The following is a 19,402-nucleotide window of genomic DNA, read 5'->3' on the forward strand; positions in this document are numbered from 1 at the left end:
AAGCGCCCCTTTTAAATTACTTGTATCCGCTGTTTTGGCCGTTACTGGTTGCGTTCAGCATCAAATACCTTAATTCCGGCTGTCCAGGTTTGCAGCACCCGGGTGCGCCAGATATCTTTCGGATCCACATCGAATATATCCTGATCCACAAGAATAAAGTCAGCCCATTTCCCTGGGGTCAGCGTACCCAGGCTGTCTTCCATATGCGCGGCGTAGGCAGCATCCAGCGTAAAGCCTCTGAAAGCCTGCTGAACGGTCATCGCTTCGTGAGCATACCAGCCCTTTACCGGCTGGTTGTTTCTGTCCTGACGGGTAACTGCAGCATGAATACCGTAAAACGGATTGGCCAGCTCTACAGGAAAGTCTGAACCCAGCGGAATGGGGATCCCTGAATCCAGCAAAGTCTTCCACGCATATGCACCGGCCATGCGATCCTTTCCGAGGCGGTCTTCTGCCATGTTCTTATCGCTGGTAGCGTGGGTGGGCTGCATGGAAGGCAGTACACCCAGCTCCGCAAACCGGGGCAGATCGTCGGGATGAATCACCTGAGCATGTTCAATACGGTTTCTGAAGTCAGCATCAGGATGTTTTTTCATTTCCTTTTCAAATTGATCCAGCGCCATACGGTTTGCACGGTCGCCGATAGCGTGAAAGTTGAGCTGAAATCCGGCGTTCATGACTTTACTGAACAGGGGAGCCATTTCTTCAGGCTGGGTAAGCAGTAAACCTGTCTGATGGGGATCGTCGGTATAGGGAGCCAGCAAAGCCGCACCACGGCTTCCAAGTGCGCCGTCACCATAAGCTTTTACGCTGCGGATAAACAGAAAATCGTCACTGCTGCGTACCGGTCCGTTATCCAGCATGGCGTCCAGGTCCTTGTCTGTAGCACTGACCATGGCATAAATACGTACCGGCAACGATTGTTCAGCTGCACGGGCCAGATAAAAATCGTAAACCTGATGAGGGACACCGGCGTCATGCATGGCGGTAACACCCACAGACAGCAAATGCTGACCGGCGGCATTTAACTGCTGATGGTAAAGTTCTGCGCCCGGGGCAGGCATCACCTTTTCCATCAGTCCCATGGCATTATCAATCAGCACGCCAGAGGGATTACCACCGGCATCACGCATAATTTTTCCGCCCACCGGGTCTGGCGTATCACGGGTAATACCGGCCAGTTTTAATGCGGCTGAATTGGCCCAGCCTGCATGGGCATCAACTCTGGTCAGCCACACCGGGCGACGTGGGATCGCTTTATCCAGAATGCCTGCGTCCGGGAAGCTGCGATCCGGCCACATTTCCTGATTCCAGCCTCTGCCAGTGATCCAGTGCTGTTCCGGATTGGCAAATGCGTAGGCAGCAGCCAGCTTAGCCGCATCCTGCGCACTTTTACTCTCACGGACATCCACTTCCAGTAAACTGCTGCCAAGGCCAAGCAGATGACCGTGGGCATCAATAAGACCGGGCAGTAAGACATTGTTATGGCCATCTACAACTGCATCGGCGCGGGGAGACTCCGGATCCAGTTTTTTCACTTTGCCGTTTTCTATCAGCACTGAAGAAAAGGCGATCAGCTCGCCTTTTTTATTCAGGGTATAGCCGCTGATATTATTGATTAATGTCGTGCCGGCAAGGGAGTTAAATGAGGCAGTAAGCAATACGGCGGCACTCCACCGTAATGAACGTTTAAACAATGACATGGCTTAGTCCTGCTCCTGTTCAGTTAAGTTAGGTGGCTGAAGTAAATAGTCTGTCGCCCAGATTTTTTGCATGCTCTGCTGGCTGATATTACCGCCGGTAAGTATTACCAGGGCGGTCTGGCCTTTTGGTGCTTCCAGTGCCCATGAGGTTACCGCTGCCATGCTCATGGCACTGGTGGGTTCTACATGCAGTTTCAGCAAATGTTGTAACCATTGGGTCCAGTAGGCAATCTGGATTTCATCAACTTCGTAAAAGTCATCCAGTTGCTGTAAAAGCGGGAAGGTATGCAAGCCAACTGCAGGTGTGGCCGCACCGTCTGCGAGCGTGTTTGCGGGCCCCGGTAGTGATTCAATAATACCGCTTTGCAGAGAACGCGATGCATCGTTGGCTACCTGAGGTTCTGCGCCGATGACTTTGGCATCCGGTTGCAGGGCTCTGGCAGCAAGTAAGGTGCCACTGATAAGGCCACCGCCGCCGCAAGGCGCAAATACGGCATCCACTTTACCGGCATCTTCCAGCGCTTCCATACATGCTGTGCCCTGACCGGCGATAATATCCGGATGATCAAAGGGCGGGATCCATACAGTTCCTTCTTCTTTTGCTGCTTCGGCCACCGCTGCATCGGCTTCGGGCCGCGTAGGGTACAACGCCAGTGTCGCGCCATAGCTTTTAGTCGCAGCGGCTTTTACCGCAGAGATATTTTCAGTGGAGTAAATCGTTGCTGGAATATTCTGTTGTGCAGCAGCATAAGCCACGGCCTGGGCATGGTTACCTGAACTGTTTGCCACAATGCGTGAAGGGAGAGCATTTTGCTCTGCCAGCTTGCTGATAAAATTTGTTGCACCGCGCATTTTAAATGCGCCGGTAGTTTGCAGGCATTCTGCTTTAAACAAAATACGCTGACCCAGCCAGCGGTTTAATAATGAGGATTCCAGCAGAGGTGTGCGGCTTACTTTTCCCTTAAGCCGTAATGTCGCCGCATGCACGTCATCGAAGGTGGGAAGGCGGATATCTGTCACTTTTGTTCCTTGATAGTCTTCGCTATTTCAACCTTCTACACTATCACTGTTTCTGTGATGCTGCGACTTAATAAAAGCTTCATACTTTTGTAGTATTTTTCCCGGTTTCAACATAGCCGGGTAGTGATGTGATGCCAGAACGAAAGAAAAGCAGGGTTTACCTGCTCCCGTTCATGCTGTTTTTGTTATTGAGTTTCCTGTTCGTCGCGGCAGGCTTTTACCTCATTAACGATGAACGCCAGTCACGTATATCCAAGGCCACCTCACTGGCCAGTCAGCTGAAAAACAGCCTTGAACTGTTTTCTGCAGAGCGTCGTCAGGCAATGATCAGTCTGATGCAGACCTGGCCTGCTTTCTCTCCCAATGAAATTGACTGGTTCAACGTTCAGGCTGTGTCGCTGATGAATATTCAGCACGGCTATACGTCATTGTCTGTGACAGACAGAAGCGGGAAGATCCGCTGGATGACTATTCCGGAAGGGCAGGGGGCAGAAGCTGCCGGCTTTGCAAAGCCTGAAAGGAAAGAGTTGCCGCTAAGGCTCCCTTCACTTCGCCTGTCTGATGATTTTCAGAGTATGCTGGTGCAGTCACGGACAAGTGGCCATTATTTCTTAGTATACGCCCGCGCCATCAGTACGCAGGAGCCTGAACTGGGTTTCCTGGTAGCCACTTTCGATGTCAGTGAAATTCTTAACGCCATGGTCGGGGAGCTGGTTGGGCCTCAGTTTAATTTCATGATCCGCGATATTGATGCACATTTACTGGAAGCCGGTGATTTTGCTGATGACGGTTCAATTGTCGAAACCGGCAAAATTGCTTTTCTGGGGCGCGACTGGTCACTGCAAATACAGAGCCGGCCCGCCAGGTTCGACGCCGGATGGTTGCTGGGCGCGGCGGGTGTGCTGATGTCGTTGCTGGTAAGCTGGATTTTCCATAAACAGTTAAAAGGTGCAGTCAGGTTATCTGTCAGCCAGAAGCGTTATCAGATAGCCAGCGAAGCCGGTCTGGATGCACTGATGATTTACCAGCCCGCGTCCGGTGGCTTTGTACTGCTTGAAGCCAATACCGTTAGCTATGAACTGTTTCCCTCTCTGAAAAACCGGCAATTGCCACACACACTGCACTACCTGATGGCATTTCTTGGTCATCCTGAGCTGACAACCGCAGCAAAGGAAGTGTCAGACTCGGGAGTGCCTTACGAGACCTATGTAAAAGTCGATACAGATGCTACGGCGGCAGGATGGCTGAAAATTCAGATGGTGAAGGCAGGAGAAACCTTGGCGCTGACCATGCGGGATGTATCAGAGCGGTTCCGAGCACAAATTGATTTAAAGAAAAGCGAGGAGCGTTACCGGCGTCTACTGGACAACATGCAGCGCCACTTCGTGTACACCAGAACACCTGATCACCGGTTTGTTTTTGTCAGTGCCGGACTCAGCGCCATTACCGGATTGAGTGCTGACGAATTTTGTGAACAGTCTGCCAGTCTGACTTACCGCGTACCGGATAATATTCACTCTGTTACAGATGCAATCGCAAAGGGAGTTAAGCCTGAACCGTATCTTGTTCATTATCAGGGAAAAGACGGAGAGATTTTTGTCATTGAATTCATCGACACACCGGTGTGTGACGACAACGGCAAACTCATTGCCGTGGAAGGGATTGCCAGGGACGTGACAAAAGAGCAGGCTCTGCAGGAAGAGGTGGTGTTTCAGGCCAGTCATGATCAGCTCACAGGACTGGTGAACCGGTATGCTTTTGATAACGAACTGCACGTGTTGCTTGAAAGCGTTAAACGGGGAGAGCAAACCGGTGTGATGTGTTTTATCGACATGGACAGATTTAAACTGGTGAACGACAGCTGCGGTCATCCCGCCGGCGACCGTTTACTGAAAGAAGTCGCCGGTATTTTTGCCCGCCATCTTACTGAAAATGAATTGCTGGCGCGCATTGGCGGTGATGAGTTCTGCATTATTTTTTCCAATCAAACGCTGAAAGCAGTTACGGCAAAGCTTGATGAAATTATCAGAGCCGTGTCTGAATACCGTTTTGTCTATGAAGACCGGCTTTTCTACGTAGGCGCCAGTATCGGCGTCATTTCTATTGATCAAAACAGCGGTTCAGCGGCAGAACTGATCCAGGCGGCTGACAACGCCTGCTATCAGGCAAAATATCAGGGCCGCAACCGCTATGTGGTGCATCAGCCTGATGGCTGCGGAAGCGGGCTGAATAAAGAAAGCAGTGTGTTACATGCACTGCAGCGGGCAATCCAGCACGGGCTGTTTGAATTGCACAGTCAGTCCATAGTGCCTATGCACAAAGAAGAACAGGCGCTGGAACACTACGAAATATTGCTCAGGCTGCCGGATGGTAAAGGCGGGCTGATAAGTCCCGCATTGTTCATTCCGCTGGCTGAAAGACATGGTCTGATGAATCAGGTTGACGGGTGGGTGGTTGACCGCACCTTGTCGGTACTGGAAGCACATCCTGCTCACCTGGAAAGACTGGGTAAAGTGGCAATTAATCTGTCCGGTCTGACTTTAGGCGACCCGTCGGGGCTCGCAGGTATCGTCGACAGGGTAATGCGCTCAACAGTGCCTGCACACAAAATCTGCTTTGAAATTACGGAAACTGCCGCAGTAACCAATATTAATGCAGCCAGACATTTCATTGAAACTCTACGTAGTAAAGGATGCCTGTTTGCACTGGATGATTTCGGCGCAGGGATGTCATCGTTTACCTATCTGAAAAATCTGGAAGTCGATTTTGTGAAAATTGACGGCTCCTTCGTGAAAAATATGGCCAGAGACAGTATCGACCATGAAACGGTGAAAGCGATCAGTGCTATCGCGCAAAGTATGGGCAAGAAAACCATCGCTGAGTTCGTTACTGACCAGGCTACCTGTGATGCATTACGGGAACTGAACGTCGATTACGGTCAGGGTTTTGCTCTGGGTAAACCACTACCATTGATGAATCGTTTGCATACCCGTGATAATGTTAATCTGCTTCGGGCATAAACGTCATTTTAAGGAGAACCCATGGGATTGTTTGATGCGTTGTTAGGTAATGCCAGTGAAACTGATGCGCAGGCTGTGGCTGAAGAATTAGCACCGGTACTGGGCGCAGGTGAGTCCGTTGTAAGTGCTTACAAACTTGTCAGGGACTTAATCGTCTTTACTTCCGGGCGAATGATCCTCATTGATAAGCAGGGACTGACAGGTCGCAAAGTGAATTACCATTCAATTCCCTACAAATCCATTACCCAGTTTGTAGTGGAAACGGCGGGACACTTCGATACGGATTCTGAACTGAAAATCTGGGTGTCGGGTCAGGATGCACCAGTTGAAATTGAGCTGAGCAAAAATGCCGCGCAGGGCGTACAGAACGCACTGGCTAATCAGATGTTCGGTTAAATCCGGACTGCATGGAAATCAAAACGGGCTGCAATTGCAGCCCGTTTTTTGTTTAATCCGCTTTCGAAGGATGCAGATTACGGTTAAAGAAGTTGGTGATGGTCTTGTACAAGTGAATACCGGTTTCTTTGCCGCGGATACTGTGTTTCTTACCCGGGTAATCCATGGTTTCAAATGGGATCGCCATATCCTGAAGATGCTTGTACAGTTTAGTGCTGTGGGTAAACAGCACGTTGTCGTCTGCCATACCGTGGTAAATCAGCAAATCGCCTTTTAAGTCTTGCGCGTAAGGAAAGACGCTGGAGGCTGTGTAAGCATCATCATCAGTTTTCGGGTTACCCATGTAGCGTTCAGTGTAATGCGTGTCGTACAAACGCCAGTCGGTGACAGGCGCACCGGAGACACCGGCAGCAAAGTAGTCACCGGCTTTGAACATCGACATCAGTGTCATGTAGCCGCCATAGCTGTGACCATGAACACCGATGCGGTCTGCATCCACATACGGCAGTGTACGCAGGAATTTCACACCCGCCACCTGGTCGTCCACTTCTACCGTTCCCATTTTCTTGAAAATAGGATCTTCAAACGCTTTGCCGCGATAGTTTGAACCACGGTTGTCGATGCTGAACACCACATAACCCTGATCTACCCAATATTGCATCAGCAGGCCGCGGTTTCCGCCCCAGCTGTTAGTCACAACCTGTGCATGAGGGCCGCCGTAAAGATAAACAATTACGGGGTGTTTCTTTTCCAGGTTTTCCGGCTTGTACAGACGATAGTAAAGCTCTGCGCCATCGTCAGTGGTAATGGTGCCGAATTCAGGTTTTGTCCAACTGTCCATGTAGGCACTGAGAGGATGATTGTCGTCTACAGCATTCTCTTCAAGCCAGGTAATTTGTTCGCCACCGGCTTTGTGCAGACTCACCTGAGCAGGGTGATTCACCGTTGACATGCTGTCTACATAAATCGAGGCGTCGGAAGAGAAAGTGATGCTGTGGTAGCCGTCTTTCTCTGAGATACGCTGAATGTCACCATCATCAATTGAAACACTGTATAAGTGACGCTCAAGAGGCGTGTCTTTCCTGCCGGTAAAGTAAATGTTGCCCGTTTCAGGATCGATGGCTTCAAGCTCATCCACGACCCATTTGCCTTTTGTTAGCTGCTTTACCAGAGAACCATCATTGTTATACAGGTAAAGATGTTTGTAGCCGTCGCGCTCTGATGCCCAGATGAACTGATTGCGCTCTGGCAGGAAGGTCAAATCATCGTTCAGATTAACCCAGGTATTACTGTTTTCTTTAATCAGTACGGTCTGTTTTTTACTATTCAGATCATAAGCGCGTAATTCCAGCGCCTGCTGGGTACGGTTTTGCCATTGATAGGTGAAAACGCCGGAGGATGGCATCCAGGCTCCGCGGGCCAGATAAATATCTTTATCTTTGCCCAAATCCACCCATTGACGGGCACCGCTGCCAATTTCCTGAATTGCCAGCGTCACTTCCACATTCGGGGTGCCGGCAGCGGGATACTTCTGCTCAATCATTTTTATGCTGTCCGCATAAATTTCAGAGCGGGTAATAATGTCTACCGGCTTTTCATCTACACGGGTAAATGCAATGTATTTTTCATCGGGTGACCACCAGTAACCGGTCATACGACCCATCTCTTCCTGTGCAACAAACTCGGCCATACCATATTTGATATTGCCGCCACCGCCCTGGGTAATCGCCGTTTCTTTGCCACTGGCGATGTTTTTCACATAAAGGTTCTGATCACGGATGTAAGCAATAAAATTGCCTTTCGGAGACAAAGTGATATCTGTTTCAAATGCGTCCGTATCAAGCAGTTGTCTGGCGCCTGCTTTTCCCAGTTCGTGATAAAACACGTCACCACCTAAAGGAAACAGTAAGGCTTTGCCGTCGGCTGACCACTGGTAGCTGACAATACCGCTGCCGGATAAGCGCATACGTTCACGACGGGCCTTTTCTTCGTCAGACAGTTCACCGTCGCCTTGTGCAAGGGTGGCTGAGTCGAATAACATGCGGATTTCGCCGGACTGGATGTGGTATTCCCACAAATCCAGCTGATCATAATCATCCTGCTTTCCGCGCAGGAAGGTTACCCGTTGTCCGTCAGGGGAGACCTGCAAATTCCGCGGGGCATTTCCGTCGAGTGACGGTGATTCAAATATACGTTCGATGGATAGATCTTTGGCGTGAACGAGTGAACTGAGCATAAGGGCTCCGAGTAGTAACGTTTTTTTCATTATTATCTTTGGCAATCGTTAGTTATAAAAGTCTGTCGGATATTTAAAGGATGACACAAGGTGAATAGCAATAAAACCGCTTTAGTGCTGGGTGCGACAGGATTGGTGGGAAAGGCGTTGGTTCGCCAGCTATTGCTCGATCCCAGATATGATTCTATTACTATCCTGGTCCGGCGACCTGTGCCGGCTAGCTTGTTCAGCGACCCGCTGGGTAAGCTGACACCGCTGGTTATCGATTTTGAGCAGTTACAGGATTATCAGGGCTATTTCAGTGTTAACCATGTTTATTGTTGTTTAGGTACAACCCTTAAACAGGCCGGTTCAAAGGCGGCTTTCCGTAAAGTCGATTTCGAGTATATCCACGTTGCCGCGCAGCTCACCAGGGCGCAGCGCGCCGACAGTTTTGTGTGGATATCCTCAGTGGGAGCAGATGCGAAAAGCAGCAACTTTTACCTGCGCGTAAAAGGAGAACTGGAAGATGCATTAATGCGGATGCCTCAACTACCTAATGCATCCGCGGTCAGACCTTCATTACTGCTGGGTGAGCGAAATGAAAGCCGTCCGCTGGAAGCTTTCGGGCAAATGATAGCACCTGCTCTGGGTGTGTTTATGGCCGGTCCACTGAAGAAATACCGCCCCGTGTCTGCCACGGAAGTGGCACATAAAATGATTACTCTGCAGGAGTTTGACAGCCAGTAATGGGAAAGGGGTTTCGTTGTAAGCAGTTCGCGGTGGCCCAGGATAACTGCGCCATGAAAGTAAATACTGACAGCATGTTGCTGGGAAGCTGGGCGCAGCCCGGCAATGCAAAGCGGGTGCTGGATATTGGTACAGGCAGCGGCATACTTGCTCTGATGATGGCGCAAAAGGCCAGTTCTGCTGCACAAATAACGGCGGTGGATATTGACGGGCCGGCAGCCGCACAGGCTGCACAGAATTTTGCTGCATCCCCCTGGTCAACTCAGTTACAGGCGTTAACCGGTGACATCACTTCCCTTGCATTCTCTGGCCGTTTTGATGTGATTATAACGAACCCGCCTTACTTTGAATCAGTGTCCGGGGGCTCCCGGGCATACACAACGCTGACCACAGAACGGGCAACCGCCAGAATTGACGACAGCTTGTCGCCCGCTACACTTTTTGATGTTGTTTCCCGTCAATTGACTGACGATGGGATCTTCTACTGCGTATATCCTGCCTCCCGGGAAACATTGATTACTGAAACTGCAGAAAAGGCCGGACTCTACGCCAGTCAAAGGCTGTACGTCAGTGCGGTGGTGGATAAACAGCCTTATCTGATCGCCTGGCGTTTTAAACGGCAAAGAAATTGCTTGGATAGTAAGCAACTGGCGATTCGGGACGGTAACGGAGAGTACACGTCAGAATTTCGCCGCTTATGTCGTGAATTCTACTTAAAATTTTAGCGCATCATTGAATCCATTTTTCTGGTGTTATAACTTCATATAAGTATCAGCCATAAGTTGAATTTATCCTGCCAGGGCACGGCTTTAAACTATGATCTAAGAAATCAGCACGTTTTCCGGTTATCCGGAAAGGCGCTACATTTCCGGGAGCCTTGTGTAATGTCGTTTGATAATTTTCCGCTGCAGGTCAGTGAAGGCGAAGCTTTTAGCAGTGAGTCTGAGAGTTTTTCCGGCACTGAACACTTCCGTGATAACACGGTTTATCAACTGGAGAACTTATGGCAGAACCGTTTACGGCAGTTCTGTGCGGCAGAGAAAGCCCTGCAACGGGCTAAACGTATGATGTCAATCTGGCTGGTGGTGGTGGTGATCAGCCTTTGTATGCTGTGTTTTTCACTGTTTGTCTCGCCCGTATCACCAGTATGGCTGTTTACGCTGGAGTTTATTGCTTTCTTCAGCGGTTGTGTGGTACAGCCGGTATGCTATCTGCTGGTTAAAGAGCAACGTCGTCACAGAGATGCTTTATCAAAACGTTTTTACCAGAGTAATCATGAAGTTGAAGTCACTGACAGTCACCTTGTACTGATTAACCGCGGGAATTATTCAGCAGTTACCCGCGTTCCCATTTTGGAGCGCTGATTTGTTTTCAAATTCTGTTTCCGGTCCCCGTTCCGGGGGGCTGGTGATTGTTTTTATTGCCGGTTTAAGCCTGCTGGGTTTGCTGTTACTGGTGCCTATGGATGCCTGGTCTCAGTTACTGGTTTCCGCTGTCCTCCTTATTGCCGTGCACCTCTGTTCCCAGGAGTCACGCGCCTATCACAAGTATCAGCAGTTTTTTCGCATGGTGGCTATTTTCCTTGGCCTGGCGCTCACTGTCCGGTACCTGATCTGGCGCGGGCTGTATACCCTCACGGCAACAGACGTTTTGTCGCTGGTGGCTGTATGGTTGCTTTATCTGGCTGAAATTTATGCCGGCATTACCCACGTAATGGGATGTATTGTGAATTCGTTGCCATTGAGCCGGCCTCTCAAAACCATCCGCAACATTCCTGAAGAAAAGTTACCCACCGTTGATGTGCTTATTCCCACTTACAATGAGCCTGCGGAACTGTTGGAAGTGACCCTGCGCGCGGCGCTGATGTTGAAGTATCCGCAGGAAAAACTGGCTGTTCATCTGCTTGACGATGGCAGTACAGAGCAGAAAATCACGCAACAGGATGTCGCGGCGGCAAACCGCGCCAGAGCACGCAAAGCTGAACTGTCGGCCATGTGTGAACGGCTTGGCGTACATTATCATGCCCGCAAACTGAATCATCATGCGAAAGCGGGAAACATCAACGATGCGTTGCTGGAAACCAATGGTGAACTCATCGTTGTGCTTGATGCTGACCATGTGCCGACCATGGATTTTCTTGATCATACCGTGCCCTGGCTGGTGGAGAACGAAAAAGTTTTTCTGGTACAAACACCTCACTTTATGGCGAACCCCGACCCGGTGGAGCGGAACTATTTCTCTGCATTCAGCAGAATGCCTTCAGAAAACGACATGTTTTACGGCACGATTCAGCGGGGGCTGGATTTCTGGTCAGCCTCCTTCTTCTGTGGCTCTGCGGCGGTACTCCGGCGTAGTCACCTTGAAATGGTCGGAGGGTTGTCCGGAGAGTCGATCACAGAGGATGCTGAGACCGCCTTCGATTTACACGCCATGGGTTATGAGTCCGTTTATGTAGACCGCCCGATGGTCAGCGGTCTGGCACCGGAGACTTTCGACGCTTTTGTGACGCAGCGCATGCGCTGGGCGCAGGGCATGACACAGATCCTGTTGCTGAAAAAGCCGTTTATGGAAAAGAAGCTGAGCTGGCATCAGCGTATGGGCTATATGAGTTCAATTCTGTTCTGGCTGTTTCCCTTCGCACGTATTATTTTTCTTTTAATGCCGCTGGCCTATCTGGTTTTCGGCATGCAGGTTTACCACGCCTCTATGACTGAGATCATGGCTTACACCATGCCCCACGTCATTGCGACTTACATGCTATCCACCATGTTATTCGGTAAAACCCGATGGCCGCTGGTATCAGAGCTTTATGAGATCCTGCAGTGTATCTTCACTCTCAGGGCGCTTACGAAAGTGTTCAGGAATCCCCGTGCGCCATCGTTTGTTGTGACGCCCAAAGGGGAGAACCTGACTCAAACCTTTATTTCACCTCTTTCCGGTGTATTTTATGCATTGCTGTTGCTGGTGGGCGTTGCCATGGTAGCCGGTGTGGTAAAAATGGTGAATGAACCCCTTACCCGTGAACTCACCGCCGTGGTGTTGGGTTGGAACGCATTTAATCTGTTGTTGCTTGTCAGTGTAATGGGTGTGCTGGTAGAGCGTAAGCAAGTGCGGGAACAGGCCCGGTTGCCGGCCAATGATTACATCAGTCTTATCGGCTCTGATGGGAATGCCTGGACCGGTCACTTGATTGATTTGTCTCTGGGGGGCGCAAAGCTCAGGCTGAGCGGCGACACTGCCGGATTGCCGGAGAAAGTGACGCTGATCACAGACAGAGAAGGTGACTTAGGCAAGGTCCGACTGCCGTGTCAGGTGCTGTCTGTATCTCCTGACAATAAATTTGTACGATTTCAGTTTGTTCAGGACGAAGGTAATATTGACCAGATCGTCCGTTTTGTTCTGGGCGACAGCCGGCGCTGGCAGAGTTTCCAGCGTCGCAGAACCCGCCCGGTGTCCTACTGGTTCGGTGTTAAACATGTACTGAGGGTAAGTGTCAGACCGGCATTTCAGCATTTGTATCTGAACAGCCGCCGCTACTGGCAAAAGATGCGCACAACTAAAGGAAGCACATAATGAAAAAAATGGTTTTCGTCCTGTTATTTGGCCTGGGTCTGTTAAGTCAGGCAATAGCAGCAGAAACCCACAAAGTGCGACTGTCTGATTTGTATGCAGGTGACAGTACATTGAGAATGGAAGGGGCAGTGGCAGAATTTGAATTATCTGTGCCATTGTCCGGTGGTCTGAAGGTGGAGAAAGCCACACTGGACATGCGGGCGGTAAATTCTATCGCTCTCATCCGGCAGCGTTCGGTTCTGGCGGTCCGGTTTAACAATGCCACCATCAGTCAGATTGCGCTGGATCCTAATGCGCCGAATTTCCGTCCGGAAATTGATATTCCTGCTGAACTCTGGCGTGAAGGATTCAATACCCTGACGTTTGCTGTGAGTCAGCATTATGCCAACCAGTGTGTTGATAACGCCGCGCCGGAACTGTGGAGTGAAATCGATTTATACCGTTCGGTGCTGTCTGTAGAAACATCAGCAGTTAGTGGCCCGGCCGTGCTGGCTGATTTAAAGAACCGGTTTAATCCCGGTATCGGCCGGCAACAGGGCGTCACATTGTTTACTGCGTCCGGAGCTGAACGATCTACTCTCACCACTGCATTGCCATTGGTTGCTCAGGCGCTGGCGCTACGTGCAGATTACCAGAATCTGGCAATCCGCCATGGCGAGCTGGACAATACCCGTGCGCTGCCGGCCAGAGATGATCTGACGCCGTGGAGTGATGAACAGGCGGAACGCTATCGCATCAGCAGTTTTTATCTTGATAACAGGTCGAAGGAAGCCTTACATGTGGTAGTGGGAACGGCGTCTTCTTTGCGTCCGTTTTTATCTGAGCAAACCTTCAATCAAATCCAAGATGCATATTTAGGTATCGAGTCCACACCAGCCATTGTGGTGGATGACAAGGTGCTGGTGCCGGCGCGGCAGCGCCTGATTGTTTCCGGTACTAATGAGGGGCAGGTACAGCGCGCTGCAACTACACTGGCTCTGATGGATGATGCACTGAATCCGGATCCCTTCATTCTGATTGACGGCTTCCAGACTGCCAGCAATCAGGTACCGCTGGTGGCCGACACCCTGACGCCCGGGGAAAGCTATTCGTTTCAGGATATGGGCGACGGTGGTGCGGAATACCGCGGAGAAACTGCCACTACCAAGCGAGTTGAATTCAATTTACCGGCGGATTTCTATGTGCCTGAAAATGCCACGGTAACCTTGTTGCTGGATTTTGCCTACGGTGCTGAGTTTGGTCAGGGTTCAATGATGAATGTGCTGATAAACGGCAAGTTGGTGCATGGATTGCCGTTATCAAATCCCAATGGTGATTCCTTCCGCAAGTATCAGTTAAATGTGCCTGCAAGGCACCTGAAAGGAGGCCGCAACCGTCTCGATTTCGACGTGGCGATGCGTGCACCTATTACGGATGTGGTGTGTGATGATGTGGCAGGGCGTCATCTTTACTTCCAGTTGTTACCTGACAGCCGAATAGAGCTGCCGGAAGCGGGACATGTGGCGAGGCAGCCTGATCTGCGATTGTTTGGGGAAACCGCTTACCCCATGGCATCTGTTGTGCGCAAGTCTGCTGATATTTACGTGACCCGGCCGGACATGACCGGTGGTGCACTGACACTGGCCGGTAAACTGGCGCAGACAGCAGGTACGCTGCTTCCCGATATTCACGTTATTGAAGGCGTGCCAGGCACGACAACCGATACCGCATTTTTGATGACCACACCGGACTCTGTACCGGAGGGTTATGCCACTGCGTTCGGTGCGTCGCTTGATAATGCCAAAAAGTGGCCCTACCGCCTGCAAAACATGCTGCACAACCGTCTGCGGGAAGCGGCAGAAGACAAACAGCATAAAGATCTGATCATGCACGGCGTGACAGTGCAGCAAAGCGGGCTGGGCGATCTGGCAGTCCTGATTGCTCAAAAGAACCCGCAGAGTGACGGTACCGGCACAATATTTATGATGGCCGCTGATACCCCCTTACAACTCAATGACCGTGTGCAGGATCTGATTTCACCGTCCATCTGGGGGCAACTGGGGGGAGACTTCTTTGCCTGGGAAAACCCTGAGCAGCCGGCGCTGGTGATGCAGGTTGCCGATGTTTACGTGGTCGGAGAATTTGAAGATAGCTGGCTGCAAACCCGCATGTGGCTGTCGAACCATCCCTGGTACTGGCTAATTGCGTTTATTGTGCTGGTCCTGTTCTGTTCATTCATTGCTTACTGGTTGTTACGCCGCCGGAATAACAAGATGCAGGACCAATGGTGATGAGACGGTTTGGCTTTGTTTTAATTTCTGTGGCGGTGCTGATGACTGCTTGCTCTCCTGCCCGCAAAAGTGAGTCCGCCCTCGCCTGGGACACCTACGCGGCCAGATTTTACGACCAGGGTCGTATTATCGACACCGGTAACAATAATGTGTCCCACAGTGAAGGGCAGGGGTACGGTATGTTGTTCGCTGTGGCGGCTGACGACAAGGCACGGTTTGACGAATTATGGCAGTGGACAGCCACTACCTTACAGCGAGCCGATAAGCTGTTCAGCTGGCGGTACACGCCGTGTCCTCAACAGGGCAGAACCTGTGTGGATGATCCCAATAACGCCTCGGACGGGGATATACTTATCGCCTGGGCGTTAATTAAAGCGGCAGATAAATGGCAGGAACCTGTGTACCGTAAATCAGCCATGGCGATTCTGGAGGCTGTAAGGGCCACTATGGTCGTGGCTAAACACCCGTACGTACTGTTGCTGCCGGGGGAAAATGGTTTTATTTACCCCAACGGCGATGTGCAGGTGAATTTATCCTACTGGGTATTTCCGGCGCTGAATGCTGCCGCTGATGCTACCGGCGATGAAACCTGGGACGATCTGGCCGTATCCGGCATTTCACTGATACAGCAGAGTAATAACCAATGGTCATTAACCCCGGACTGGTTAAGAGTGACAGACGATGGCATCAGTCTTGAAGATGTAGTAAACCCTGAGTTCGGGTTCAATGCCTGTCGTATTCCGTTGCAACTTGGCTGGCAAAATATCGATAAGCAGGTAGCGAAGCCTTTTCTGGATTACTGGGCAGATACCGCTGCACCGGCAACTAAAAACTTACTTACCGGTGCGGTGGCAGAATATCCCCTGACGCCGGGCATGAAAGCGGCAAGTGCCGCGACGGCACAGCTTTATGGTGAGCCGGTGAAGGGGGATAACGCCGCCGGTGTATTTACCCTTAACGGTGAGCTTGATTACTATTCAGCAAGTCTCATTATGCTTAGCCGTCTGGCAATACAAGAAGGAAACCGGCATGGCAGTTAAGCGGTTGTCACTTTTAACCGTAGCAGTACTGACGACTCTGGGCCTGAATGCGCCTCTTCAAGCGGCTGAAGCACCGGATCTCACCGGCGTGTGGTATCACATTAAACATAAGCAGGTGGCGCTGGCGAACGCCGAATATCAGCGTTTACAAAGCCGTTATCCTGACTGGCAGCCGGAAGAATCTCTTAAGCAGGCTATCAGCTTGCTGAATAAACCGTTAAAGCCGGTGGTCCCTGTCGAAAGGAAAAAAGAGACCGTTAAAGAAGACCCCGATGCGGCATTTATGGGCCGGCTGGCAGCGATGAAAGAAAAGCAGTGGCAGAGGCTTTCTGTCGTTGCAGTGTCCCGTGCTGCAACCATTGCTAACAGCAAACGTAATGACGCGGACTTGTTACTGACCGGTTGGATTTACATGGCCAGGCAGCAATATAACGAAGCCATGACTCTGTTCTCTCTGGTCAGTGAAGGCAGTGCCGGACAGAAAAAAGATGCCATTGGTGCGGCTGTGGATGCACTCAGCTTTCAGGCCATGGCTGCAGACGATCTTAACGGGTTGCAAGCGCTTTATGATGCATGGCCGCAGCAAGTTGCCGCACTGATAAACGGTGCTGCCTGGCAGGCTTTTGATGCCGGTGAGTTTACCCGCTCGGGATCTTTATTCAGGATAACCGGTAACCGTTACGGTGAGGTATTGAGCCTGGACGGGCAGGGACACAGTAAAGACGCACTTGTACTGGCTTGTACTACTCCTGCCACGACTGAATTAACAACATGGTGCCGTGACGGATTGTCTTCACAGCAAACAGCTGCATGGGAAGCGAAAGATTATGCAGCCAGCATCCGTGCCGCAGAATCCCTTAAAGAGCGTAATCTTCTCAGCCGTGACCAGGCAATGCTGTACGGCTGGGCACTGGATGAAAGCGGTAATAAAGCGGCCGCTTCGAAGGTGTTTCTGTCTGTGCTGGCAGACTCCCCGGCTGACGAAGAGGTTCAGTCTGCCGTTATTCACAGTTTTGATTACAATGCTGAAGCGCTGATGCCGCTGTCAGCAAAGTATCCCTTTATTGCCACGTTTATCAGCAGTCAGGAAGGCGGACAGGCATTCGGGAGAAAACAGTTCGACCTGGCTGATCGTTACAATGCTAATCCGGCAAAAGAATCAACCGCCGGCGATGTGCAGGTTTATGCCGGCTTATCAGCCCGTCACCGTAGCGGTGAAAGGGGGCTTGGCCATCTTGATGAGCATGCCGGTTATACCGGCTTCACTGATGTCTTTAAAGATACCCGTGTCGATGTCAGTGTGCGTCACGAGCAGGTGTTCAGCGGGACACCGGATGCCGGTAGCTGGTTTGGTACAGGCTTGTCTGATGCTGACTTTGCCGGTGAGGCAAAGCAGGCCGGGCAGGGCATCGATGTTTCCTTAACCCGTCAGGAACAGGACTGGACCTGGTACGGTCAGGCCGGGTACTTGCTGCTTGATCAACCTGTCTCTACCCGTCTGACCGGTGCCTTAGGGGCTACCTGGTATCAGGCTGATTTCTTAGTATCAGGTCTGGCTTACAGAGAACGCAGAAAAGACAGTGTTCTCAGTCAGACCGGCACCTGGTTTGATACCTCATCACGTGACAGTAGCGCAGCGTGGGGCGGTGTTATGCAAACAGGTCTGCGTGGATTGGGTGTAGTGGCCCTGAACGATGTGTGGTCAGCATCTTTGTCAGCAGAAACCGCCATGCTTGACGGAGAGCAGGTGAAAGATAACTCCATGCACAGCCTGCGGGTTGAAGTTAGCAGAGAATTATCCGGCGATAAGAAAGACTGGCTGGACTATTTTCGCGTGGCACCGTATCTCGGCTGGCAGCAGTATGATCACGATTTAAGTGGTTTTACGGCCGGACATGGCGGCTATTTCAGTCCGCAGAGATTCTTCAGTACCGGGGTCAGCACTGACCTTCTTACCGCCGAAGGTAGACTGTGGCAGTTGAGAGGCCGTTTCAGTCTCGGCTGGTCTTCAATCAAACAGGATGGCGGGCCGCGCTTTCCGTTAACTGAGGATTCAGTCACGGTGTTACCGTCAACCAATGTGTCAGGCGTCAACGGTGAGTTGCTGATTGAAGGTCAGTATTTGTTTGGGAATCACTGGTCGCTGGCGGGTTATGTCAGCCGCTCACATGCTGTGGCGTATCAGGCAACGTATGCTGGTATTGAGCTTCGCTGGTATGCCGCCCCACGTAAGGGCGTAACCAGCGAAACACTGATAGGGTCGTCTGTGGAATTAAAAGGCTTTGCTTTTTAATAAATACTGACGGAGACCAAATGCCATCAGGATGACGAAAAACAACGCGCCGCCGGGCTCGCTGACAGTAAAGTTACCGAACTGATAGTTATTAATCTGGCCTGTCAGTGTACCCACAGGCGATGTCAGGCTTTTCACAATAAAGTTGCCATCAATATGCCCGTCATAGAATACCGTGTCTGCCAACGGAGCCAGAATACTGCCTTTAAAACCAATGGCGTTCAGGGTCAGTGATGTGGCATCAACAAAGTTAAATAACACATTATTCGCGTACGTACCGTCGTGACGGTAAACCCCCGGCTGATTATCTGCAATCTTATTGCCGTCTGCGCCATAAAAACCGGTATTAAACAGAGATACATCCGTACCGGTCACATTGATAATGTTGTAGCTGTCTGTATCAACGTTCAGATAAATGCTTTTGTTTGCTGCAGACAGGGTCGAGGCATCAATAGAGAACACGTTAAAATCGCTGTTGCCATCAAAGCTGATACTCCACACGTCTGTGCCGTTACCGGTTACCGTTGTGGTAGCATTGTCTGACAAAGCGCCCCACAACGAAGACGTGGTCAGCAGATCCTGATTGATACTGGTGAAATCAAAGGAGCTGTCATTATAAAAACTGTGTGTATTATTCGTTGCATTAACGCCATACAGGCCAACAGAACTGTCGATATCAATGGTGCCACCGGCAACAGCGTCACCATTGTAAATACGGGCATCCCGCATGGTGACGTTGCCGCCCACTGTAAGGGTGTTTTGTTGACCATTTTCCGGCAGTTCGAGACCAATACCATAGTGCTGCAGGTTTAAGTCGCCACCCACGGCCAGCGTACCCTCTACATCAGACTGAGTGCCTGTCATGTTTTCCATGATGTACGCGTTGAAATCAAAAGCTTCATTCAGATACACAGGCGCGGCACTGGCCAGCTGGCTGCCGAATAACAATCCGATGAAAAGATGTTTTAAACGTAAATGACGCATAAACGCTCCGCTAAGCTTGCCCGAATGCTTCCCTTTTGTGATTTCAGGCATGAATAAAGATAACGTAAAGATTGTATGTTAATTGGCCGGTCAACACCAGCAAAGGAAGGTATGTTGAACAATACTGATGCAAAAAAC

At 50.7% G+C, this 19,402-nt stretch carries 13 protein-coding genes; 9 read left to right on the forward strand and 4 right to left on the reverse strand.

Translation table 11 applies throughout. The features are described 5' to 3' along the window. Positions 1–41: 41 nt before the first annotated feature. Positions 42–1,703, reverse strand: a complete 1,662-nt coding sequence (locus ACXAG2_RS12640) for an amidohydrolase (RefSeq protein ID WP_474867481.1) — start codon at positions 1,701–1,703, stop codon at positions 42–44. Between the two features lie 3 nt (positions 1,704–1,706). Next, positions 1,707–2,714, reverse strand: a complete 1,008-nt coding sequence (locus tag ACXAG2_RS12645; protein WP_474867620.1) for a serine/threonine dehydratase — start codon at positions 2,712–2,714, stop codon at positions 1,707–1,709. A gap of 140 nt (positions 2,715–2,854) precedes the next feature. On the opposite strand from ACXAG2_RS12645, the gene ACXAG2_RS12650 reads away from it, so the two are divergent. Further along, positions 2,855–5,743, forward strand: coding sequence for a putative bifunctional diguanylate cyclase/phosphodiesterase (locus ACXAG2_RS12650; protein WP_474867483.1), 2,889 nt, complete (start codon positions 2,855–2,857; stop codon positions 5,741–5,743). Between the two features lie 21 nt (positions 5,744–5,764). Beyond that, a complete protein-coding gene (locus ACXAG2_RS12655) occupies positions 5,765–6,139 on the forward strand; it encodes a PH domain-containing protein (protein ID WP_119502559.1) in 375 nt (124 codons plus the stop codon). 52 nt (positions 6,140–6,191) lie between these two features. Here the strand turns inward: ACXAG2_RS12655 and ACXAG2_RS12660 are convergent, their stop codons facing one another. After that, positions 6,192–8,405 (reverse strand): S9 family peptidase, encoded by a 2,214-nt coding sequence (locus ACXAG2_RS12660; RefSeq protein ID WP_474867486.1) that lies wholly within the window; start codon positions 8,403–8,405, stop codon positions 6,192–6,194. Between the two features lie 60 nt (positions 8,406–8,465). On the opposite strand from ACXAG2_RS12660, the gene ACXAG2_RS12665 reads away from it, so the two are divergent. The 7 genes from ACXAG2_RS12665 to ACXAG2_RS12695 all read left to right on the forward strand — a co-directional run bounded on the left by ACXAG2_RS12665 (position 8,466) and on the right by ACXAG2_RS12695 (position 18,280). Then, the gene (locus tag ACXAG2_RS12665; RefSeq protein WP_349589370.1) at positions 8,466–9,104 is read left to right on the forward strand and encodes an NAD(P)H-binding protein; all 639 of its coding nucleotides are present in this window, start codon (positions 8,466–8,468) and stop codon (positions 9,102–9,104) included. Positions 9,105–9,157: 53 nt separating this feature from the next. Beyond that, positions 9,158–9,829, forward strand: a complete 672-nt coding sequence (locus ACXAG2_RS12670) for a tRNA1(Val) (adenine(37)-N6)-methyltransferase (protein ID WP_474852604.1) — start codon at positions 9,158–9,160, stop codon at positions 9,827–9,829. 159 nt (positions 9,830–9,988) lie between these two features. Then, positions 9,989–10,468 carry a hypothetical protein gene (locus tag ACXAG2_RS12675; protein WP_474867488.1) on the forward strand — a complete coding sequence of 160 codons (480 nt, stop codon included), beginning with the start codon at positions 9,989–9,991 and terminating at the stop codon, positions 10,466–10,468. Position 10,469: 1 nt separating this feature from the next. Beyond that, positions 10,470–12,677, forward strand: a complete 2,208-nt coding sequence (bcsA, locus tag ACXAG2_RS12680; RefSeq protein ID WP_474867491.1) for a UDP-forming cellulose synthase catalytic subunit — start codon at positions 10,470–10,472, stop codon at positions 12,675–12,677. Further along, positions 12,677–14,947 (forward strand): cellulose biosynthesis cyclic di-GMP-binding regulatory protein BcsB, encoded by a 2,271-nt coding sequence (locus ACXAG2_RS12685; protein WP_474867495.1) that lies wholly within the window; start codon positions 12,677–12,679, stop codon positions 14,945–14,947. Before bcsA ends, ACXAG2_RS12685 begins: the two co-directional genes overlap by 1 nt. Then, positions 14,947–15,987, forward strand: coding sequence for a family 8 glycosyl hydrolase (locus ACXAG2_RS12690; protein ID WP_474867498.1), 1,041 nt, complete (start codon positions 14,947–14,949; stop codon positions 15,985–15,987). The genes ACXAG2_RS12685 and ACXAG2_RS12690 overlap by 1 nt, the downstream gene beginning before the upstream one ends. Further along, positions 15,977–18,280, forward strand: a complete 2,304-nt coding sequence (locus ACXAG2_RS12695) for a cellulose synthase subunit BcsC-related outer membrane protein (RefSeq protein ID WP_474867501.1) — start codon at positions 15,977–15,979, stop codon at positions 18,278–18,280. Before ACXAG2_RS12690 ends, ACXAG2_RS12695 begins: the two co-directional genes overlap by 11 nt. Here the strand turns inward: ACXAG2_RS12695 and ACXAG2_RS12700 are convergent. Further along, the gene (locus ACXAG2_RS12700) at positions 18,260–19,264 is read right to left on the reverse strand and encodes a choice-of-anchor A family protein (protein ID WP_474867503.1); all 1,005 of its coding nucleotides are present in this window, start codon (positions 19,262–19,264) and stop codon (positions 18,260–18,262) included. The genes ACXAG2_RS12695 and ACXAG2_RS12700 overlap by 21 nt on opposite strands. Between the last annotated feature and the right edge of the window lie 138 nt (positions 19,265–19,402).

The organism is Alteromonas sp. ABH4_456, from assembly GCF_056160645.1.